The 19765-nt window shown below is 61.8% G+C and carries 18 protein-coding genes and 2 pseudogenes; 6 read left to right on the top strand and 14 right to left on the bottom strand.

What is annotated here, in order from left to right; all coding sequences use genetic code 11:
• Positions 1-29: 29 nt before the first annotated feature.
• Positions 30-758 (top strand): amino acid ABC transporter ATP-binding protein, encoded by a 729-nt coding sequence (locus EN885_RS26715; protein ID WP_128242199.1) that lies wholly within the window; start codon positions 30-32, stop codon positions 756-758.
• A gap of 18 nt (positions 759-776) precedes the next feature.
• Here the strand turns inward: EN885_RS26715 and EN885_RS26710 are convergent, their stop codons facing one another.
• Genes EN885_RS26710 through EN885_RS26700 form a run of 3 tightly spaced genes read right to left on the bottom strand, consistent with a single transcriptional unit; the run spans position 777 to position 4581 of the window.
• Entirely contained in the window at positions 777-1823 is a 1047-nt protein-coding gene (locus EN885_RS26710) for a glutathione synthetase (protein ID WP_128242198.1), read from the bottom strand.
• A 14-nt stretch (positions 1824-1837) separates the two neighbouring features.
• On the bottom strand, positions 1838-3706 hold the full coding sequence (locus tag EN885_RS26705; RefSeq protein WP_128335233.1) for a flavohemoglobin expression-modulating QEGLA motif protein: 1869 nt from the start codon (positions 3704-3706) through the stop codon (positions 1838-1840).
• The gene (locus EN885_RS26700; protein ID WP_245493146.1) at positions 3703-4581 is read right to left on the bottom strand and encodes an N-formylglutamate amidohydrolase; all 879 of its coding nucleotides are present in this window, start codon (positions 4579-4581) and stop codon (positions 3703-3705) included. Before EN885_RS26700 ends, EN885_RS26705 begins: the two co-directional genes overlap by 4 nt.
• A gap of 110 nt (positions 4582-4691) precedes the next feature.
• On the opposite strand from EN885_RS26700, the pseudogene EN885_RS34880 reads away from it, so the two are divergent.
• Positions 4692-4778 (top strand): annotated as a pseudogene (locus tag EN885_RS34880) (polar amino acid ABC transporter ATP-binding protein); the annotation flags it as partial.
• Positions 4779-5029: 251 nt separating this feature from the next.
• On the opposite strand, the gene EN885_RS26690 reads toward EN885_RS34880, so the two are convergent.
• Positions 5030-6031 carry an NADP-dependent oxidoreductase gene (locus tag EN885_RS26690; RefSeq protein ID WP_128242196.1) on the bottom strand — a complete coding sequence of 334 codons (1002 nt, stop codon included), beginning with the start codon at positions 6029-6031 and terminating at the stop codon, positions 5030-5032.
• Between the two features lie 108 nt (positions 6032-6139).
• Here EN885_RS26690 and EN885_RS26685 point away from each other — a divergent pair, with 108 nt between their 5' ends.
• Together EN885_RS26685 and EN885_RS26680 are read left to right on the top strand one after the other, a co-directional pair.
• Positions 6140-6742 (top strand): TetR/AcrR family transcriptional regulator, encoded by a 603-nt coding sequence (locus EN885_RS26685; RefSeq protein WP_128242195.1) that lies wholly within the window; start codon positions 6140-6142, stop codon positions 6740-6742.
• Positions 6739-7605, top strand: coding sequence for an alpha/beta hydrolase (locus tag EN885_RS26680; RefSeq protein ID WP_128242194.1), 867 nt, complete (start codon positions 6739-6741; stop codon positions 7603-7605). Before EN885_RS26685 ends, EN885_RS26680 begins: the two co-directional genes overlap by 4 nt.
• A 196-nt stretch (positions 7606-7801) precedes the next feature.
• Here EN885_RS26680 and EN885_RS26675 read toward each other — a convergent pair whose 3' ends face one another.
• The 4 genes from EN885_RS26675 to EN885_RS26660 all read right to left on the bottom strand — a co-directional run bounded on the left by EN885_RS26675 (position 7802) and on the right by EN885_RS26660 (position 11893).
• A complete protein-coding gene (locus EN885_RS26675; RefSeq protein WP_128242193.1) occupies positions 7802-8203 on the bottom strand; it encodes a GFA family protein in 402 nt (133 codons plus the stop codon).
• A 25-nt stretch (positions 8204-8228) separates the two neighbouring features.
• Positions 8229-9287 carry a Gfo/Idh/MocA family oxidoreductase gene (locus EN885_RS26670; protein WP_128242192.1) on the bottom strand — a complete coding sequence of 353 codons (1059 nt, stop codon included), beginning with the start codon at positions 9285-9287 and terminating at the stop codon, positions 8229-8231.
• A gap of 63 nt (positions 9288-9350) precedes the next feature.
• Entirely contained in the window at positions 9351-10136 is a 786-nt protein-coding gene (locus EN885_RS26665; protein ID WP_128242191.1) for a ThuA domain-containing protein, read from the bottom strand.
• Between the two features lie 236 nt (positions 10137-10372).
• Positions 10373-11893, bottom strand: coding sequence for a tlde1 domain-containing protein (locus EN885_RS26660; protein ID WP_128242190.1), 1521 nt, complete (start codon positions 11891-11893; stop codon positions 10373-10375).
• Between the two features lie 500 nt (positions 11894-12393).
• Between EN885_RS26660 and EN885_RS26655 the strand changes: the two genes are divergently transcribed.
• Positions 12394-12819 (top strand): hypothetical protein, encoded by a 426-nt coding sequence (locus EN885_RS26655; protein WP_128242283.1) that lies wholly within the window; start codon positions 12394-12396, stop codon positions 12817-12819.
• A 150-nt stretch (positions 12820-12969) separates the two neighbouring features.
• Here the strand turns inward: EN885_RS26655 and EN885_RS26650 are convergent, their stop codons facing one another.
• Positions 12970-14409 (bottom strand): FAD-binding oxidoreductase, encoded by a 1440-nt coding sequence (locus tag EN885_RS26650; RefSeq protein WP_128242189.1) that lies wholly within the window; start codon positions 14407-14409, stop codon positions 12970-12972.
• A 398-nt stretch (positions 14410-14807) separates the two neighbouring features.
• Complete coding sequence (locus EN885_RS26645) at positions 14808-15131, bottom strand: hypothetical protein (protein ID WP_126105556.1); 324 nt, start codon at positions 15129-15131, stop codon at positions 14808-14810.
• Positions 15132-15412: 281 nt separating this feature from the next.
• Between EN885_RS26645 and EN885_RS26640 the strand changes: the two genes are divergently transcribed.
• Positions 15413-15676: a hypothetical protein gene (locus EN885_RS26640; protein ID WP_095489169.1), complete on the top strand. Its 264-nt coding sequence runs from the start codon at positions 15413-15415 to the stop codon at positions 15674-15676.
• A 314-nt stretch (positions 15677-15990) separates the two neighbouring features.
• Here EN885_RS26640 and EN885_RS26635 read toward each other — a convergent pair whose 3' ends face one another.
• The 4 genes and pseudogenes from EN885_RS26635 to EN885_RS26620 all read right to left on the bottom strand — a co-directional run.
• Positions 15991-17220: an FAD-dependent oxidoreductase gene (locus EN885_RS26635; RefSeq protein WP_128242188.1), complete on the bottom strand. Its 1230-nt coding sequence runs from the start codon at positions 17218-17220 to the stop codon at positions 15991-15993.
• Complete coding sequence (locus EN885_RS26630) at positions 17217-17930, bottom strand: methyltransferase domain-containing protein (protein ID WP_128242187.1); 714 nt, start codon at positions 17928-17930, stop codon at positions 17217-17219. Before EN885_RS26630 ends, EN885_RS26635 begins: the two co-directional genes overlap by 4 nt.
• Positions 17927-18994 (bottom strand): type III polyketide synthase, encoded by a 1068-nt coding sequence (locus EN885_RS26625; RefSeq protein WP_128242186.1) that lies wholly within the window; start codon positions 18992-18994, stop codon positions 17927-17929. Before EN885_RS26625 ends, EN885_RS26630 begins: the two co-directional genes overlap by 4 nt.
• A 653-nt stretch (positions 18995-19647) precedes the next feature.
• Positions 19648-19765, bottom strand: a pseudogene (locus tag EN885_RS26620) (IS630 family transposase); the annotation flags it as partial.

The following is a 19765-nucleotide window of genomic DNA, read 5'->3' as shown; positions in this document are numbered from 1 at the left end:
CGTCGAACCGCAGCAAAAATGGTACCGGCATGATCGAGTTTCGCGGCGTCAACAAATGGTTCGGCACGCTCAATGTGCTGAGGGATATCACGCTCAGCGTCGAGCCGCGCGAGGTGGTCGTCGTCTGCGGCCCGAGCGGCTCGGGCAAGAGCACGCTGATCCGCTGCATCAACGGGCTGGAGACGATCCGCGATGGCGACCTGGTGGTCGACGGCCAGCGCCTCGGCGACCCCACCACCAACATGACGCGGCTGCGCACCGAGATCGGCTTCGTCTTCCAGTCGTTCAACCTATACCCGCACAAGACGGCGCTCGAAAACGTGACGCTGGCGCCTATCCATGTGCGCAAGATTCCGCGCGCTGAAGCCGAGAAGGCCGGGCGCGAGCTGCTTGCCAAGGTCGGCCTTGCCGACAAGGTCAACGCCTATCCGGCGCAACTCTCCGGCGGCCAGCAGCAGCGCGTGGCGATCGCCCGCTGCCTCGGCATGCGCCCCAAGATCATGCTGTTCGACGAGCCGACCTCGGCGCTCGACCCCGAGATGATCTCGGAAGTGCTCGACGTCATGGTCGCGGTGGCCGAGGAAGGCATGACCATGATGGTGGTGACGCACGAAATGGGCTTTGCCCGCAAGGTCGCCCAGCGCGTGGTGTTCATGGATGCCGGCGCCATCGTTGAGAGCGGCACGCCGGAGGAATTCTTCTCGCATCCCAAGACCGACCGCAGCCGCGCTTTCCTGAGCAAGATCCTGCGGCATTAGGGTTCTTGCCTGCGTCCCTCAGAGCGTCGCCAGCCGTGAATTTGTAATGGTCGTTCCATAGGCTCGGCGCAGCGTCCGCTTCTCCTCCAGCGCAACGATGACACTTGCGGCAAAATCCGTCTTGTACATGACGGCGAGCCGTGTCAGCCCGCCTGGCGTGAAGACGTTGATCTCCAGAAGTCTGTCCCCGACGATGTCGAGCCCAACCAGAAACATGCCGTCATTGATCAGTTTGGGGCGCACCATCTCGGCAATGCCCAACATCGTGCCGGTTACCTTGACCTTGCGGGCTGTTCCGGCGGCATGGATGTTGGACCGGACGTCGCCCTTGGCTGGAACGCGGCGAAAGGCTGCGTAATTGCCGTCGCGCACCAGCGGCAGGCCGTTCATCAGGAAAAGACGCACGTCACCAGCCTTGGCCTCCGGAATGTAGACCTGCGCGATGAGATAGCCGTCACCGCTGGCCGCTTCGAAAATCTGGTTGAGGTTGGAATCGGTAGGTGTCGCTATATGGAAGACGTTCTTGCCACCCGATCCTTGGAGTGGTTTGACGACGCAGCCCTTCGAGTGTTTGTCGATAAATGCGCGGATCTCGGTAATACTGCGCGATATCAGGGTAGCCGGCCTAACCGCCTCGGGAAAAGACTGAAGGTAGAGCTTGCTCTGTGCTTGCCCGAGACCGTCCGGATCGTTCACGACAATCACGCCGCGTTCCGCTGCGAGCCGCCCGAACATAACGCCTGCGTTGGCGGCCCATGGCCGATCGCTGGCATCCAGCGATGGGTCATTGCGCAGAAACACAATGTCGATATCGCTGATCGCGGAGGTCTTTTTCTGCTTCGCTGCATCCTTCAGGGCAGCATACAATCGGTCGGACGTCTTGTAGGGAGCGTCCGGCAGAACCGCGACGCTGACGGCCAGACTGTCGTCCGGACGCAGTATGAAGTCGCCAGGTTCAACATAGACGACTGAATGGCCGCGCTGGACAGCGGCCAGCGCCAACGCTGTCGTCGTGTAGGCGGGCCTCTCGCTCTCAATGGAATTGACAAAGAACGCAATGCGCATCGAGGAGACTCCGCTTACGTTTCAACCATATCGATCGGACCCATTCCCGCCATCGCTTTCTTGAGGCGCGGACGCGCCGCGTCGGAAGAGAGGAACGCAGGCTCGAGGCGCGGCGCCCGCAGCAAGCCGCGCGCGTTGAGTTCCTGGATCGCTCCGAAATGCGCGGCGGAGATTTTGCCGATCCAGAACGGCGTGAGGCTGCCGCCGTCCTTCAGATGATCGAGGACCTGCCCCATGCCCCGCAGATAGATGGCGTCTTTGGCAAGGCCACCGCCTCGAAAGACACGCAGCACGACGTTGAAGGCGCTGCGATCGTCGAGACCGAAATCCTTGTGGACGATGCGGAAGGTCTCCTCGAATGTTGCGCCGTCGAGCATCGCCTGACAGGCGATAACCCTGGCCGCGATCAGCCTCAACCGCGCTGCGGTCATGCCGCCGACCAGATATTCCGCTAGCACGGCCAGCCCCTCCTGCATGCCCTCATAGCCGGCGAGCCCGTTGCGGAAAATGGCGAGCCCCTGCGCATCGCCGTTGAAATAGGTCAGCAGATGGACACCGATCTCGTGACTAAGCAGCGCAGTCAGACGCTCCGGTGGAAGATTGGTATCGCGTGAAACCAGCAGCCGGTTTCGAGAGACGAGGAGGCCGGCCGGCAGGTCGCCGCGGATCTCCACGGAGGCATCGAATTCGGGATAGGCTGCCCGGTAGCCGGCGATCATGTCTCGCGCGGCCGCAGCGACAGCGTCGGCGCCCATGCCCTTCTGCCGGGCCGCCGACGCAACGCTGGGCGCCTTTTCGAGAATGGCGCGTGCTCGCGCCGCCAGGCTCGGCTCGACGCTACCATAGAGTGCTCGTCCGAGTTCGACGAAGCGGGGCGTTTCGCGCGCCGCGAGCATCGACAGTTGGAGATCGAGTTCCTGCTGCTTTTGCGAGAGCAGCGTGGTCAGCAGCGGATCTTCCAGATGATCGAGCGAGACCGAATAGAGCTTCCGTTTCTGGCCGGCGACCTCGAACTCGAGCGGCCGGTAGAGCAGTACGGGCACACGCTCGAAGGCGCCTGCCTGGAATTCCAGCCAGGCTGGTTCGGCATTGATCGGTGTGACGGCAAGCAGAAAATCGAATGTCGACGCGACGTTGTCGATCGCCCGATCAGCGCGCACCACTGCGTCGATATAGGCGCGCCGCCCCAGCGAACGATGGGTTGCCGGCTGTTCCAGCCTTGATGCCTTCAGGAAGGCGCTGACGGCCTGAAGCGCGGAATCGACGATATTGGCGACGACGAGGTCGTGGAGTTCGGGGTAGACGCGCTTGGTGCCAGGCACCCGGTAAATCGGTGCGAAGCGTACCGTCAAGTACGCCGCATCACTGAGATCATCCAGAAACCGTGCTTCGGCGCGTGTCGTGGGGTTGAGTTCGTCCACGCGGGGCGTGCGGTATTTTGCTTCGCGTGCGGACGCAGCGGTGGCGAAGCGCTTGAGGGCCGACTTCTCCGCCGCCGTGTCGCCGCAGGCCAGCGCAATCTCGAAAGGCGGCAGGAACGGCACATCCTCGGTCAGGAACCGGTCTTCGGCCAACTCGCCGATGTCCAGCATGAGGAATGCGCCGCAGTGATCGCGCAGCCTTCGCGCCACCAGCCGCGCAACCTCGCCGGCGAGGCCGATGTCGGCCGCGATCAGATAGGACGCGTTGGCAGAGACGGCATGGAATGCCGCATCCTGATGCGACCCAACATGGACACACAGAAAGGGCAGCGGCCGATCCATGTGCAAACGGTTGCCATTGCCGAAATCGCGGCGGATTGGCTTGCCGTCCCGCAAAAGCGCGTCCAGGTCCGATTCGATTTGCGCCAATGGAGGCGCGGGCTCAACGAGCTTGGGCTTCATGGCATGGCCCGCAGCGCCGACTCCAGGACGGGCACCGTAGACGCCAGCATGGCGCGCAGCCGCTCGATTGTTCCCCAGTCGGGTTCGCCACTCCATTCGTCCATAAAAATCTTCTTGAACTCGACGGCGATGGCGCACCCGGTTTCCGGAAAATTGGCATGGACGAAACGGGTCTGTTCCCCCTTGCCCTGGAAGGACACATTCTCGCGCACGTCGATCGGCTCGCCGTCGAGACGCTGGCCGCGAAGCGTCTCGATGAAAGCGTCGACGACCGGTGCCCAGCGCTCGCGGTCCATGGAAGACGTACCGATGTTGATGTCGGGCGCGACGTCACGTGACGTAGGCATAGCCTCCGGTCCGTCGCGCCGGTGATTATAACTATGGACGTCGACGAGAACGAACGTGCCATGGCGCTTCTCGATACCGGCAAGGACACGGTTCAGCTCACTGTAGAAGGCGTCGTGAAAGGAGAGAGCCCCCTTTACGATGTCCTCATCCGGCTGCTCTCGCCAGACTTTCAGGCCCCAGGACTGGTCCGGCGACCGGTAGACCGCAGCGTCTCGCGCACGGTTCAGATCCACTTGGAAGCGTGACTGATGAACGATGATCTGGGTAGGAAAATCGGCGATGAAACGCTCGGTGAACGGGTCCTCTTCTCGACGCCGGTCGGGATCGGAGAGACACATGAGCGATCGACAAGCCCTGCCAACGTCGGTGCCGCTGTGGATAGCTGTACCTACTATTGGCGACTCTCCGAGCTTGATCGTCCAGCCCGCCAGTGGTCCGCCCGGATCATTGTTGCCCGAATCATTGTTGGAAGTCATCGCGTTCACAGTCCATCGAATGCATGGAGAGTGTGGATGGTTCCGGTTCATCGAACAAGCGATCGTCAGCCCGCCCTGGATCAGCAGACTGCACCGTCCAAAACGTCACCGAAAGGTGGCCGGCGTCTTCAGCCGAACGTCGCCAGAGGCTCAGTGCGGACCTCGAGAGCGGCACGCCCGACGAGTTCTTCTCGCACCCCAAGACCGACCGCAGCCGCGTCTTCCTGAGCAAGATCCTGCGGCATTAGAGCAATTCCAGGAAAAGTGTGAAACGGTTTTCCGCCCGGAATTGCGCAAAAACAAAGAGATAGAGCGGTTCGGTTTTTCCTTGAAACGATGAAGCGCTCTAGCGTTCAGGCTCAACTCAGTTGGCCGGCTGCCGATGGCCGAGTTGAGTGGATAGTGTCGAAAAGTCCGTACTATGCCCGTTGGGACGCTTGGGTAGAACATCGTTTGGCGATGCCGGAAGCGAAGGTTCGCCGCCTGAAGCCTTGCAAAGCTATTTCACCTTGATGACAACCTTGCCCTTGGCGCGGCCCTGCTCGATGTAGGCCAAGGCCTGATTGGTCTGCTCGAACGGGAAAACCCGATCTATGACCGGGCGGATGACGCCCGACTCGACGAGAGACGTGATTTTGGTCAACTGCTCCCCATTGGCCGCCATGAACAGGAACGAATATCGGACATCTGCGCGTTTGGCCCGCCTCCTGATGCCGGCGCTCAAAACGCGCATGACCAGGTTCAGCACCACACTTAGACCCTTCTCCCTGGCAAACCCAGAATCGGGCGGACCGGAGATCGAAACGGCGAGACCACCTGGCTTCAACACACGCAGGGACTTGTCGGGGGTCTTGTTGTCTTGGCTGTTCAGGACGACGTCGTAGCCCGAAAGGACTTTCTCGAAGTCATCCTTCTTGTAGTCGATGATGACATCGGCGCCCAGATTCCTGACCATATCCGTGTTGGACGCGCTGGTTGTCGTGGCGACCGTCGCTCCGAGGTGCTTTGCCAATTGAATGGCGAATGTTCCCACTCCGCCGGAACCAGCCTGAATGAAGATTTTCTGTCCTTTCTTCAGCTTCGCCCTTTCAACCAGCGCCTGCCAAGCGGTTAGCCCCACCAGGGGAATGGACGCAGCCTCTTCCATGCTGAGGTTCTTCGGCTTCAGGGCCACGTCCGCATCATTAATGGCGATGTATTCAGCGAAAGTCCCGACCCGACCGTCGCGCGGTCGCGCATAGACCTCGTCGCCCGGTTTGAACTGTCGGACTTTCGAGCCGACGCGAATGACCGTTCCGGCCACGTCGTGGCCTGCAACGAATGGCCGGCGATAGGGCAGAATGAGTTTGAATTCTCCGTCCCTGATCTTGGAGTCCAGCAGATTGAGGCTGGCGGCATGGATCTGCACCAGCACGTCATTCTCCCCTACTTCCGGCTCCGGAACCTCTCCAAGCCGCAGGGGAGCGTTCTTTGCGTATCGATCGACGATGAAGGCCTTCATTGTTGCTTTCCCAAATTGAGGAGACCCGGAGCGACGTGTCCCTATTGCATTACGATCATTTAGTGATAATATGACTGTAATGCAATAGCTGATCGAAGGAGAAAAAACATGCGTTACGAGAAGGGCAGGAAAGACGCATCGCGGCAGCGGATTATGGATGTTGCGACCGAACGGTTTCGTTCCGACGGCATCGCTGCATCAGGTATCGCCGGCATCATGGGCGAAGCGGGGCTGACCAATGGAGCTTTCTATCCCCATTTTCCGTCCAAGGCGGCGCTTGTGCGCGAGAGTGTGGCGGCGGCCCTGGAGGTTCAGGCGACCCAGATTCAAGAGCTGTTGGCCGCCGGCGGCTTGTCAATGGCCATTGACACGTATCTGTCGGCGGAACACCGGGACAATCCCGGCAAAGGTTGCGCTTCAGCCGCGCTGTTACCCGAAATTGCGCGTGAGCCGGCCGATACGCGCCAAGTCTACGCCGAACACCTGCTGAAGCTCGTACGCCAGGTGGCGGCCAAACTCACGCCCGACACCCGCAACCCCGAAGATGTCGCGTTCGGTGTCTATGCGACCCTGATCGGCACGCTTGAGCTGTCGCGCGCGGTGAACGGAACCGAACTGTCCGATCGCATTCTTGAGGCTGGCGCGGTAGCGGCGAAGGCGCTGCTCCAGCCCCGCGAGAACGGCAAGCCACAAGAAAGGAAGCCATCATGAACGTGCATCAGCTATCGCGACCTGCCGCGATCATCAAACACAGGGACGTGCCGACGACAACGGTCGACGTCGGCGGCACGAAATTCGCCTACCGGGAGCTCGGGCCCACAACCGGGGTACCGGTGATCTTTCTTACCCATCTGAGTGCGGTTCTCGACAATTGGGATCCCCGGGTGGTCGATGGCATTGCCGCAAAACGGCGTGTCATCACCTTCGACAACCGTGGTGTTGGCGCATCAGGCGGCTCCACTCCCAGCACGGTGGAGGCGATGGCCCGCGACGCGATCGCCTTCATCCGCGCCCTCGGTTTCGAGCAGGTCGATCTGCTCGGCCTATCTCTTGGCGGCTTCATCGCCCAGGCGATTGTTCAACTGGAACCCAATCTGGTTCGCAAGATCATCCTCGCGGGAACCGGCCCAGCCGGGGGTGCCGGCATCGACAGGGTGACGTTCGTCACCATCTTCGACATGATCCGCGCCGCGCTGACCATCAAGGACCCAAAGAACTACCTCTTCTTCACCCAAAGCCCGAACGGCAAGAAGGCAGCGCGCGCGTTTCTGCAGCGATTGAAGGAACGGACCAATGACCGCGACAAGCCCATCGCGCTCGGCGCCTTCAACCAGCAGCTCAAGGCAGTCCGTGCCTTTGGCCAGGAGCGCCCTGCCGACCTATCGCGTATCCGCCATCCGGTCCTCGTGGTGAATGGCGATCACGACAGAATGGTGCCCACCAGCAATTCCGTCGACCTGGCTCGGCGCATTCCCAATGCCGAGCTGGTCCTATACGAGGACGGCGGACATACCGCCATTTTCCAGTATCACGGCGCCTTCGTGGAAAAGGCCCTGGACTTCCTCGAGGCCTAGCGCATCGGCCCGAAAATCGGAATCGATTTTCGGTAAGCACGATGCGCAGATTCAAAAGTGCTAGAGCGGGCTTTGTGCGTCCAAATGGACGCACGTCGCTCTAGCGGCGGCCCGCTTGGTCCGATCAATCGGGGGACGACCAGCTGCAATGCAAATGCTAGGTTGAACGACGCTTAGCCTGCCGTGGCCGGCGTCTTCAGCCGAACGTCGCCAGAGGCTCAGTGCGAACCTCGACCCACTGGCAGCGCCGGCTGTCGTGATAGAAGGACAGGAAGGGCGGCGGGAACGATGGGTCGGCGAAAGCACCCACCGGGATGGCAATCAGACCGGACTGGACATCGATCCGGTAATGGACGGTGGTGCCGCAATCCGGGCAGAAGTTGTAGATGACGCGGCCGCCCTCCTCGCCAATACGCGTGAACTCCGCCGATCGCCCCTCGATCGACACTTTGTCCTCGGGAAACCGCGCATTGAAGCTGAACGCACTGCCGGTGCGCCGCTTGCAGGCCAGGCAATGGCATACGGAGACGCGTACCGGCTCGCCCGAACAGGTGGCTGACAGCTGACCGCAGGAACATTCGGCGCGGCGCGTGACCATGGCTGGCCCCTTTCAGCGAACGACATCAATGGGTTTCGGCATGGGCCCTGAGCTCAGCCCTCTTCTCGTCGGAGACGACGGCAAGGTCGAGCACCTTCTGCAATTCGGCCGCATGGCGGAACGACGGCTCGGCCTGAACGCCGCTGCGCACCGCATCGACAAAGCGCTGGTAGTTGGTCGGCACCGTTCCGGCATCGACGACCTGCCATTTGGCGTTCTCGATGTTCTCGCCCATGCACACTTTCAGCTCCGAGCCGTTCAGATTGTGCACGACTTCGATGCCGCCCTTGTCGCCATAGATGCGCAGCCGCAATTCGTTGAGATGACCGGTTGCCCAGCGGCTGGCATGGACGACGCCGAAAGCGCCGTTGCTGAAATCCAGCGCCATGGTGAAGCTGTCATTGGCGTCGAGCTCGTACTCGCCGATCCGGTTGCCGGGCGCCTTGTCGAAGGACCTAAGGCGGCAGAACACATGGTCGATGTCGAGCGCCGCGCCATAGCTGGCGAAATCGAGTATGTGGATGCCGACATCGCCCAGCACGCCATTGGAGCCGTGGCCGCGCGACAGCCGCCACAGCCATTTCGGATCCGTGCGCCAGTCGCCCCAGAACTTGGAGACCAGCCAGCTCTGCAGATAGGATGCTTCGACATGCCTGATCTGGCCGATCTCGCCGGCAAGCACCATGGTGCGCGCCTTCTGCAGCGGGGCGACGTTGCGATAGGTCAGGTTGACCATGTTGACGATGCCGGCTTGCTCGGCGGCATCGGCCATTTCGTTGGCCCTCTGGTAATTTTCGGCCAGCGGTTTTTCGCACAGCACCGGCTTGCCCGCCGCGACCAGCATCATGGTGGTCGGATGGTGGATGCGATCCGGCGTCACGTTCGCCACCGCGTCGAACTTGTCCCATGCGAGCGCGTCTTCCAGCGACGCGAACCGGTTGGGGATGTTGTTGATGTCCGAAAACTTGTCGACACGCGCGCGGTCGACATCGACGGCGCCGATCAGTTCGACGCCCTCGATCTTGCTGAACTGCCTGGCGTGCTCCTCCGCCATCCAGCCGGTGCCAAGTATCAGGAGACGCATGATTCTTATCCTTAGGATGAGGCTTTATCTTGTTGTTCGACCGTGGATTTCCCGAATCATGGTCTAGCGGTAGCCGGCTTCATCCTCGGCATGGAGTTTTCCGCCGCGCTCGACGATCGGCTCAAGCGCCTTTTCAACCGGCACGTTCGGCGCGTCGAGGATGGCTGGATTTGACCCCTGCGGGTTGTGCGCCCATTTCACGGCGTTGCGCAGCACTTTCTGGACGGTGGCGTCGTGATAGGTCGGATAGGTCTCGTGGCCGGGCCTGAAATAGAAGATGTTGCCGGCGCCGCGGCGATAGGTCAGCCCAGACCGGAACACTTCGCCGCCTTGGAACCACGAGATGAAAACCGTTTCCAGCGGCTCCGGCACGGCGAACTGCTCGCCATACATCTCCTCGTTCTCCAGCTCGAAATACTCGCCGATCCCGGCAGCGATCGGGTGGTTGGGGCTCGTCACCCAGAGCCGCTCGCGCTCGCCGGCCTCGCGCCATTTCAGCGTGCAGGGCGTGCCCATCAACTTCTTGAAGATCTTCGAGAAATGGCCGGAGTGAAGGACGATCAGCCCCATGCCTTCCCAGACGCGGCGCGCAACGCGCTCGACGACTTCGTCGGCGACGGCGCCATGGTCCTTGTGTCCCCACCATAGCAGGACATCGGTTTGCGCCAGACGGTCGGCCGGCAGACCATGCTCCGGCTGCTCCAGCGTCGCCCAGGACACGGAAATTTCGGGGTCGAGCTTGAGCGCGTTGGCGATCGTCGCGTGCATGCCCTCGGGGTAGATCCCCGCCACCACCTCATTGGTCCGTTCATGGATATTCTCGCCCCAAACGACAGCGCGTATAGTCATGACATCCTCTTTGATTGGTTGAAGCCGCCGCCCCGGTCCGGTCAGTCATAGTATCCTCGGCCGGGAATGAAAACCTTCGAGATTGGCCGAAATCTCCCCACAGCTTCGTCATCCCAGGGCGGAGCAGGAGCGAAGCGACGTCGAGAAGACCCTGGGATGACGAAGCCATGAAGGACCGCCGCCGCGACGACCTACGCGCCGCGCCCCTTCCGAGGCGACCTGCAGCAGCGGCTTGGTTAGCCGCGCACGACGAGGCGTTTGATCTTGCCCTTCTTGAAGGCGGCGAGGAAGCGGGCATAGTCCTTGAAAACGACGCAGCCGCTCGATTCTCCGCGGCGGCCGCGCAGCAGGTAGGTGTGCGCAAGAAAGCCGTCCCGACCAAATTTGTTCTTGCCGTCGATAGGAGTGAGACGCAGCGCCTCGACGCCATGGAAGCGCGATTCACGCAGCCTCAGATCGTAGGTGTGGGGCGGCGTCGGGCCGGCATTCTTCCGGTTGGCGTAGCGCGGCTGGTCGACCATTGAGCCCAGTCCCGAATGCGCCTCGAGCCGCGAGCCGTCCGGCATATAGACGGTTTTCGCCGAGATGTCGTAGACGGCGACGCCGCTGCCGATGCCGGGCTTGGTGAACAGGTTGCGGAAGGCCCCGCCGCCCGCCGGGCTATCGGGTTTGGCATAGGCCAGCATGTCTGCGGCCTTCGACCGCTTGGCCGGCTTGACCGGGCTGCCCTGCATGACCGGGCTGCCCTGCATGCCCGGGCTGGCTTGCATGCCCTGCTTGGCTTGCATGCTTGGCATCGCCGCCGGTGACGAACTCCTCGGTGACAAGGCTGGCGCCCGTGGCATCTCGACCTGCGGAGCGTCGGCGATCTGCGCCTTGTTGGCTTTGGATGGCCGAGACTGGGCCTTGGCGGCCTTTGATGACTGGACCTTGGGCGCTTTGGCCTTGGGTGCCTCGACCTTGGGTGCCTCGACCTTGGGCGCCTCGACATGGGGCGCCTCGTCTGACTGGTCGACTTCCGCCCGCGGGCGGAAGGTCGGCAAGGGAACGCTGTCGGGCATCTCGTCCTGCGGCGGCAGCGAGGCCATCTGAACCTCGCCCTCCGGCGGCGCAGCAGTGTCGGCCGTCGCCACCTCCGGCAGCACATCGATCATCTGTTCCGGCAACGCATTCGCCAGCGCGAGCGCCAGACGGGAGGATCGTTCGATCTCAGCGATCTCCGGCCCGAAGCGCACCGCGGCCGGGCCGTTCTGGTCGGGCAGGCGCGCCGGCTCCGCAACGCCCGCGGCCGCCGGCAGGCTGGCAAGCATAGGAGGTGCTGCGTGGGCAAAGGCAGCAGCAAGCTTTTGCGGCGACAGCGCGGCTTTCGCCACCACGCTGTCGAAGCGCGCTTGCGGCGAGATTTCTGCGACAAGCGGCACAGTATCCGGCTGCGCCAGCGGTTTGAGACGCGCCGCCTTGCCTTCATGCACGAAGTTCGCGGCGGCCTGTGCGCAACCGGCATCGCATCGGCTGAGCAGCGACGCCTGACGCTGCCGGCTTGCCGGTAACGGCGCCCACGAATTGGCCCATGAATTGGCAAGCGTGCGATCGGCGAGCGCGATGGTGCGCGGCGCGCGCAGGCTTTGCGGAAGACTGTTGGAGGCAGCGGTGAGCGAGGTTCCCACCGAATAGAGGCCGGCCATGGTCGCCACCGACCACAGAGCGACCGCAACGCCAATAACGGGAACCGCGACCCAGCGCAGGCCGGGCCTCATCGAAGTCAATCCAGAGTCAGGATTGTCACCCCGGTTTTTCAAACGCACAAACGCCATACACCAACCTCAATCGGCCTTGCGGCATGCGGGGCTCGCAGCCGTCACAATCACAGTCGCCTGGTGCCCCCTGCACGCTTCGCGTCTGTTGCCGATTGATTCAAAAGATGGACAAACTTGGTTAACCAATCCCTCTACCGATCGCCGATTGGGCGAAGGTCGATAACAAAAAAGCCCCCTCCACGACTAAGAAAATGGCGGGAATGCCCTCCGTATCAGGCTTTGCTGCCCGTTTTTGCCGACCGAGTCAAGAAACCGAAAGGACTAGACCTTGCCTGGGCGGGCGACAGCTGAAGCTTTCTCGGATCAAAAGCGTCGCATCACCCATGATCGTCTGCGCGCAGGCTGCGTTGCCGGCCCGGCTTTGCATACAGGTAAATTCGCTTATGCTAATATACCTTGGTCATGCACATTTGTGCGCGACCAACAAAAGGGAGGATGCGATGGAAACCATGAATCGCAGGTCTGCAATTGCTCTCGGCGTCACCGCCGCCGCCGTAACGCCTCTATTCGCCTTGGCGACGCCTGCAAGGGCCGCCAAGCAATACGGCCCGACGGAGGGCAAAGAGGTTGCGCCCGGCATCAGAGTGGTGGAGGTCGGCATTGGCAACTCCGACATTCCCGCTTACAAGAGCATCTCAATCGTCGATATAGTCTTCCAGCCTGGAGCAGTCTTTCCTGAAACCGTGATGGACAACGACATGGTATGCACGATTGCTGCCGGCGAATTCACGATCAAGAAGGCGGACAAGGAATTCAAACTTAAGGAAGGCGAGATGTACACTTGCGCCAAGGGCAAGACCGACGGTGCCACGAATACAAGTAGCGTGGTCGGCGTGCATCGCATTGCGATCTTGATGCCTGCCTAGACCAATTCCAGGAAAAGTGTGCAGCGGTTTCTGCCCGGAAACTGCACAAAGAAATAGCCAGAGCGGTTCAGCGAACCGCTCTGGCGCATGACCGAAATGAGGCCCGCGACCTCCGCCGGAGGTGCGGGCCTTGTCGTTGCGTGCGCACGCCTATGCAGCGCGCAGGTTTTCCACCGGGCGCAGGTTCTGGTTCATGCGGAACAGGTTCAGCGGGTCATAACGCTGCTTGATTTCCAAAAGTCGCCGATAGTTGCCGCCATAGGCTGCTTCGACCCGGTCGACCTCGTCCTCGGGCATGAAGTTCACATAGGCCGTGCCGGCGGCATATGGCCTGATCGCCTCGTAAACACCGCGCGCCCAGTCGATGCAGGCGCGGTCCATTTGCGGTTCGCGCCAGCGGGCGTGGACATTCATGACGAAATGCGCGCTGCGTTGCGGAAACGCCGTTGCATCCGCTGTCACGCGGCCTGCGGCACCGCCGATATGGGCGAAGAATATCTCGCATTCAGGCCCCGGAAGCCTGGGTATCGCGGCCGTGACGACCTCGATCGCGCTGTCGGAAAGCTCGGTGAAGTCATGGCTCTTCCAGTAGTTTCGGGCGCCGGGCGTCAGCAACGGATCGAATGCCTGCTCCCAGCCGGTGAACGGGTTGGGGCCGACCACATCGGCAATCGGTGTGCCGATGGCGCGAAGCCTTTGCGTCGCTTTCTCGCCCTCCTGAAGATCGCCGCAATAGCACATGGCCAGGACCAGCACCTCCTTGCCATGCCATTCGGCCGGCAGGAACGGCAGCGGCGGCGCCTGCCGCATAACCACCCAGCAGGTCAGCTCATTGGGCGCTGCTTCGAGCGCCGCTCGGTATTCCCGCAACACATTTTCGGCATCGGCGAAAGGATGAACGACAAGCCCCGCCAGCACCTGCGGACCAACGTGGTGGAGCTTGAACTCGAAGGCCGTGACGACGCCGAAATTGCCGCCGCCACCGCGCAGCGCCCAGAACAGGTCGGGATTTTCGGTCTGGCTGGCGCGCAACAGCTTGCCGTCGGCCGTAACCACATCGGCGCCGAGAAGATTGTCGATGGTCAGGCCGAATTTCCGGGTGATCCAGCCGAAGCCGCCGCCCAACGTCAGGCCTGAAATGCCGGTGGTCGAGTTGATCCCGATCGGCACTGCCAGTTCGAAGGCCTGTGTTTCCGCGTCGACGTCGGCGAGCGTCGCTCCAGGTTCCACCCATGCCCGCCGCGTCGCTGGATCGACCCGCACCGACTTCATCGGCGACAGATCGATCATCAGGCCGCCATCGCAGACGGCACTGCCGGCGATGTTGTGGCCACCGCCGCGAACCGCGAGGAGGAGCCCATTTTCCCTGGCAAAATTCACCGAGGCGATGACGTCGGCGGCACCGGCGCAGCGCACGATCAGCCCGGGCCGCCGGTCGATCATGGCATTCCAGATGCTGCGGGCGTCGTCATAGGCGGCGTCGCCTTCCCTCAGCACGGTGCCGCGCAACTGTGCCGAAAGCGCTTCAAGGGCCGCGGCTTCGACCGTCGTCTTGCCGCGTTCAAGCGTGGTGAGGCTCATGCTGTTCATGGCTTTCCTCCCGATTGCTTTTTCTGAGCTGTTTCCCCCCACCCGGTTTTGAAGTGTGCTCTTATATTAGATATCACGCAAGTTCAAAGCCGCTTGCTGGCCGGTCTTGCGGCACGCGGCGGTGGCCGCGCCCAATCGGACGAGATCTGACGCAGGCCGCCGGTTTGCGAGGATGCAGAATGACATTGTTGGCAGCTTGCTAGTCGGCATGCCGCCGGATTTCACCTTCAGCCCGTCCGTGAAGGCGATGGGGCCTAACGGCCCGCCGCCCAGGCGAGGGCGGACTGCACGTCTTCCTCGATCCGGTGCCGCGCTGACGGGCTCACGCCGTCCCCTTCTGCATAGACGATGCTGGGCGAGCCATAGGCCGGCAATTCCGGCCTATGGCGATTTGCCGATCAACACTCTTCGGTAGTCTTCTTCATTTGACCGGGGGCGGCGGTCTTGGTGTCGGTGTCCTGCTGACCAGGAGCGGCCTCTCGCGCGCTGCCGGTCTGCTGGCCAGGTGCGCAATCTTTGGCCGAATTCGGATTCGTGCCGCTGGTGGTGGTCGAGTCAGTTTCCTGATCGGTTGTGGTGGTGGAGTTGGTTCCCTGATCGGTGGTGCTGGGCATGGTTGTGGTCGTCGAGGTTCCGCTCGTCGAGCTTCCGCTTGTCGTCTGGGCAAGTGAAAGCCCGGACGATACTGCCAGCATGACCGACGCCAGAAGGATGCGTTTCATCGTCGTTCTCCTGTTCTGAATGCGCGGGATGCGCTGGAAAACCAACAGTGAGACCGAAGGACTGTTCCTCGACCATGTTCAACTTTTGTAACTCCGGCCTAACGGTCAGCTCTCATTGAGACCAAAGGCCGGAGACTAAAGGCCCGGCAAAAAGCCCGTCGGCAGGCCAAACCGACATGGCTGCTGGATCGACGTGAAACGATCCCGCCGGTTCGGCCGAGGAACTACGCAGCGGTCCGCGGAGTTAGGCATGTGATCCACATAAGCACAGGAGAGCTCTGATGGCACCGCGCAGAAAATCCGACGATCCGTCCGAAGGCCCGACAATCGAACAGCAGGATTGGGACGCGATCAAAGGCGGCAAAATTCTACCAGACAGCGTGCCGGGAAACGGCGACATCCGTTATGACCTCGAGAAAGAGGGTGAACTGCCCGAGGAAGACGACGACAATCCGTACCAGGACAGCGACGAGGCGCTGCCGGACGATGAGGAGGAACGCGCTCTCGCGCGTAATCCTTCGAAACAAGACATCGACGAGCCATGACGGCAGCATTTAATAGGCCCGGCTAGCCCGCCCGGTTCGGGTGCGCTCCAAATTCCGTAAAAATTCCTGCAGCGACAGAAAAGGCCCCGTGGGGAGGAAGCGCGGGGCCTTTGTCCGAATGCCGTCCGAACGGCCTTCATAGTCGCTGGAGTAGAACGACTGCGCTTCCAACCGTGGCGGGCGGATGTTGTTCCATCGAAACCGAAAAAAAGACGGTGCCCGTTTGTTGTTTGCGCCAGCATTGCTGCCGCAGAGCTAACGCTTGTCGAGGACGCTGTGGCACTTGGTTTGCGCCTGACGCGTCGCACCACTTGTCAGACAAAGCCGGGAACCGGCTTTGTCTTGCCGCTTAGTTGCGCGCCCAATGTCAGTGTCTGCGGGAAATTCCGGACAATTGCCGCCATCAAGGTGGCGCTGCCGGGGCGAAGGGCAATTCCGGCAAGTGCTGCAGCGGCGTGGACCCGTGTCGAAAACAGTCTTTTCCAGGCCGCCTCATAGCGTCTGCCGGCAGCCTCGCGCCCCACCCGGCCGCTTGGCGCGCATGCGAGTTCGCAAGCCAGCAGCCAGCCGGACTGAAGCGCCATCGAGATGCCCTCGGCGATAACAGGATGAGACTCTCCGGCTGCATTGCCGACGCGGAAGATGTCCCGTTCGTAGCAGGAGCGAATGCCCGGCCGGATCGGGCCTGCGGCAAGCCACGGACCGTCGCGGTGAGCTGCCCCAAGGGCATCCCTGACACCCCGGCACGATTCCATCAGATAGCGGGAGACCGCATCGGCGGCCGATACATGGCTGTGGTTTGGGCCACGGTGTTTACGCAACCGCGCCAGCATATCGCGCCGAATGCAGCACGAGATCGACAACCGGCCATGATCCGCCGAGACCATGCCGCCATAACCGCCCGGAAACGCCAGCAGAGGCATCAAATCAGGCGCCAGGGACGACCCGGTGAAATGCGCCTTGAAGCCGAGCAGGTCCGACGGGCGGTTGGTCTTTTCGGGCTGGCTGGGCAGCGGTCCTGGTTCCCAGGAGCCGTGCGCGGCTACAATCACCGGCGCACGCAATACCGTCGTTTCGTTCCCGGCTTGAATTCGCACCATTTGCATCTCGCCATCCCGCTCGATGGCGACGGCGCGATAGGGCTGAAAGATTTCGACTCCCGCCAATCGCGCCGCCTGCAAAAGCAGACAGTCGAGAATGTCCCGGCCAAGCGCCCGGCCGAAACCATCGTTTGCAGCGGGCCGATCTTTTGCACGGGGCCCATTTTTTGCAGGAGGCATGGGCGCCTCGACACTAGCTTCGCCGGAAAAGAAGCCGACGCGGCGGATTTCGGGGCCGGCATTGGCACGCCAGGCATCGCCGATCTCCAGCTGGTCCAGAAGCGCGAGATTGCTTGCCGATATATATTCGCCGCAGACCTTGCGGCGCGGGAACGCGCTCTTCTCCACGATAGCCACGGCCCACCCGCGCCGGGCCAGCGTGAGCGCGACGGATGTGCCCGCCGGGCCGGCGCCTATGATGATCGCGTCATGGGTCCGCGTCATAGGTCATCATCGGTGCTGGCGCCGACGAAAATGTGGGAAAAAAGGCCGGCGCGCCGTTCCTCGACCGGTTTGCCTTTTGCCGCAAGCCAGAGACCAGAAAGCTCGCTGCCGCGAAAACCGGCGCGCACGCTTTGAGCCGCGTCGTTTCGTGTGACATCATTGGCGCCGATTGCCGGGAGAAGACGGATTGCGGCCAGCGCCAGTTTCGCCCGCAACGGCTCTGTCGCCAACATCAGCGGGGCCTTCGGCACCATCAGTGCAAACAGGCGCACGAGCTCGGCGTCGTCGAAATGATGCAGAAACAGATTGACGGTGATCGCGTCGAACCGCCTGCCCTCATTCTTTCTTGCCCAGTCGAAGACATCGGCGGTGATGCCTTCGGCCGTCCACCCCAGCCTGTCGAAATCACCACGCAATTGCGCGGTGATGAGGTCGACGCGGTCGAGCATCACCAGCTCGACCTGAGGCCATTGCCCGGCCATGCGCCGCGCTACCGCCAGCATGAAGGAGCCATCGCCGGCGCCGATCTCCAGAATCCGGCGTGGCGGCTTTGGCACAAATTTCCCGAGCAGCGACGCCATGATCTTTGCCTGAAACATCAGCGCGTTGATGTGACGAAGGTCGCGGCGCGTGGCAAGCGCTCGCGGATCGTCGGCCGCAAGTCCGTCAAGGATTTCCGGCGCAAGCTTACGGTGCTCCAGGCCACTCATGACACGGTTCGAAAAAGCATGGTTTCGGCCGTCAGCCCGGGTCCGAACGACATGCCGCAGCCGAGCAGGCCCGGCGGCGCCTTCAGCATCTCCTTCATCACGAACATGACAGTCGCTGACGACATGTTTCCGTATCGGCGCAACACCTCGCGCGATGGCTCCAGCGCGGTGGGCGCGAGTTTCAGAGCCCTTTCGACGGCGTCGAGAACCGACCGTCCACCCGGGTGCACGGCCCAAAGGTCGACCGCTTCCGCTGTCCGGCCGCTGAGGATGGCGTCCTGGTTGCTCCGCAACGCTTCATGAATCGCTGCCGGGACCTGGCCGGAAAGAACCATCTCGAAGCCGTGGTCGCGAATGCTCCAGCTCATCAGGTCACGCCGCTCACGCGCCACGATACAATGAAAGCTCTCGAGCTCGACGCCGGCCGGCTCTGCGGTGACGAGCGCGGCCGCGCAGCCGTCGCCCCAGAGGCAGAACGACAGCAGCTTTTCCAGTTCGGTCGTTTCGCGCAGATGCAGCGTGCAGAGTTCGATATTGACCAGGAGGACCTTGGCGCGAGGGTCGGAGCGGACGATGTGGCGGGCAAGCTTGAGACCGTTGATCGCCGCGTAGCATCCCATGAAACCAATCATCGTGCGTTCGACCCTGTCCGGCAGGCCGCATCGCGCAACCAGATCCAGGTCGATGCCCGGCGCCGAAAAACCGGTGCAGGTGGTAACGACGAGATGAGTGATGCGGCGAGCGTCATCGCCAAGCTCCAATCCGTCGACGCCTTTTTGCGCCAGAACAGGCGCGGCATCTCCGAACATTGCCATTCTCTCGGCCGTTCCAGGAAAGGCGCCCCGGATAAAAGTCCCAGCCAGATCTGCTGATGGTCCTTCGGGGTCGCCAGCGGGTGCAAAGCAGGAATAGCGGCGCTCGATGCCGGCGAGATCAGCCATGCGTTCGAAAATTCTTCGGCGATCGGCCACAAGCATGGAGGCCGCGAAACGCAGATAGAATTGATGAACCTCGTGCTCCGGCACCGCTGTCGCGATCTGGTTGATATAGGCTTTGGCCGGCATATTCTGTCTCCTCGGCGTATGCACGGTGTAACGTGAGGCCACCGCCGGAGGGTCTTTGCTCACCAAGGATGGAGCGTTGTTCGATAAACGTTTCCGAAAACTGATTTCATCCCGAGATTCGGCACACGCTGTTGCAAAGCGATGCTGCGGTTCGCCGGCACTAGCAATATAGGCTCCATCGCCGAGGCGTCGACGGGAGAGCCCGCGCTTCTGGCAGATGCGAGCCGCGGGCCGAGGCGCCTTGCGTCCGGCACTCACCGGGCACCGTCTTTTTCCTGCATCGACGGAACATTAGCGCATACTAACAGTTGTAGGATGACAGCGGGTATCTCCCGGATATTGGCTGCTGGATCGGGCCCGGTCGGCCCGCGCTCCTCCAGAGGCGCGGGCCTCCCGGTCCTGAGGGCGGCTATTGGAACAAGAATGCCGAGCAGGCGTTCCACAAATTATGTCCAGCTGCCCGGGATTCGCGGAAAAGACAAAGGAGAGCTGTCATGAACAATATCATCTGGCTGGTTGGGGCCGTCGTTATCGTAATAGCGATACTCAGCTTCCTTGGCCTTCGTTAACATTCGCCTTTAGCGAAAAGGCGACGCAGGACTAAGTAGTCACTTGGATCTACTCCGAAACCCATACCGCAGCGCTAGAGTCTTTCACGTTTTGACGGAAGCGTACCCGGCGTTTGCGAAGTAGTTCTTGCATTCGCCGGGTTCGATCGTTGCGACGAGATGGCCGATGTGTCGCCAAGTGTCCTCGATGGTGCGTTTCTGA

This window comes from Mesorhizobium sp. M6A.T.Cr.TU.014.01.1.1 (assembly GCF_004022765.1).
GTDB lineage: Bacteria > Pseudomonadota > Alphaproteobacteria > Rhizobiales > Rhizobiaceae > Mesorhizobium > Mesorhizobium mediterraneum.
Note: the sequence above shows the minus strand (reverse complement) of the source record. Positions and strands in the feature narration are given on the sequence as shown.

Coding starts and splice junctions, on each gene's coding strand:
- EN885_RS26715 (WP_128242199.1), top strand. CDS start 30: ATGATCGAGTTTCGCGGCGTCAACAAATGGTTCGGCACGCTCAATGTG.
- EN885_RS26710 (WP_128242198.1), bottom strand. CDS start 1,823: ATGCGCATTGCGTTCTTTGTCAATTCCATTGAGAGCGAGAGGCCCGCC.
- EN885_RS26705 (WP_128335233.1), bottom strand. CDS start 3,706: ATGAAGCCCAAGCTCGTTGAGCCCGCGCCTCCATTGGCGCAAATCGAA.
- EN885_RS26700 (WP_245493146.1), bottom strand. CDS start 4,581: ATGAACCGGAACCATCCACACTCTCCATGCATTCGATGGACTGTGAAC.
- EN885_RS26690 (WP_128242196.1), bottom strand. CDS start 6,031: ATGAAGGCCTTCATCGTCGATCGATACGCAAAGAACGCTCCCCTGCGG.
- EN885_RS26685 (WP_128242195.1), top strand. CDS start 6,140: ATGCGTTACGAGAAGGGCAGGAAAGACGCATCGCGGCAGCGGATTATG.
- EN885_RS26680 (WP_128242194.1), top strand. CDS start 6,739: ATGAACGTGCATCAGCTATCGCGACCTGCCGCGATCATCAAACACAGG.
- EN885_RS26675 (WP_128242193.1), bottom strand. CDS start 8,203: ATGGTCACGCGCCGCGCCGAATGTTCCTGCGGTCAGCTGTCAGCCACC.
- EN885_RS26670 (WP_128242192.1), bottom strand. CDS start 9,287: ATGCGTCTCCTGATACTTGGCACCGGCTGGATGGCGGAGGAGCACGCC.
- EN885_RS26665 (WP_128242191.1), bottom strand. CDS start 10,136: ATGACTATACGCGCTGTCGTTTGGGGCGAGAATATCCATGAACGGACC.
- EN885_RS26660 (WP_128242190.1), bottom strand. CDS start 11,893: ATGAGGCCCGGCCTGCGCTGGGTCGCGGTTCCCGTTATTGGCGTTGCG.
- EN885_RS26655 (WP_128242283.1), top strand. CDS start 12,394: ATGGAAACCATGAATCGCAGGTCTGCAATTGCTCTCGGCGTCACCGCC.
- EN885_RS26650 (WP_128242189.1), bottom strand. CDS start 14,409: ATGAACAGCATGAGCCTCACCACGCTTGAACGCGGCAAGACGACGGTC.
- EN885_RS26645 (WP_126105556.1), bottom strand. CDS start 15,131: ATGAAACGCATCCTTCTGGCGTCGGTCATGCTGGCAGTATCGTCCGGG.
- EN885_RS26640 (WP_095489169.1), top strand. CDS start 15,413: ATGGCACCGCGCAGAAAATCCGACGATCCGTCCGAAGGCCCGACAATC.
- EN885_RS26635 (WP_128242188.1), bottom strand. CDS start 17,220: ATGACGCGGACCCATGACGCGATCATCATAGGCGCCGGCCCGGCGGGC.
- EN885_RS26630 (WP_128242187.1), bottom strand. CDS start 17,930: ATGAGTGGCCTGGAGCACCGTAAGCTTGCGCCGGAAATCCTTGACGGA.
- EN885_RS26625 (WP_128242186.1), bottom strand. CDS start 18,994: ATGCCGGCCAAAGCCTATATCAACCAGATCGCGACAGCGGTGCCGGAG.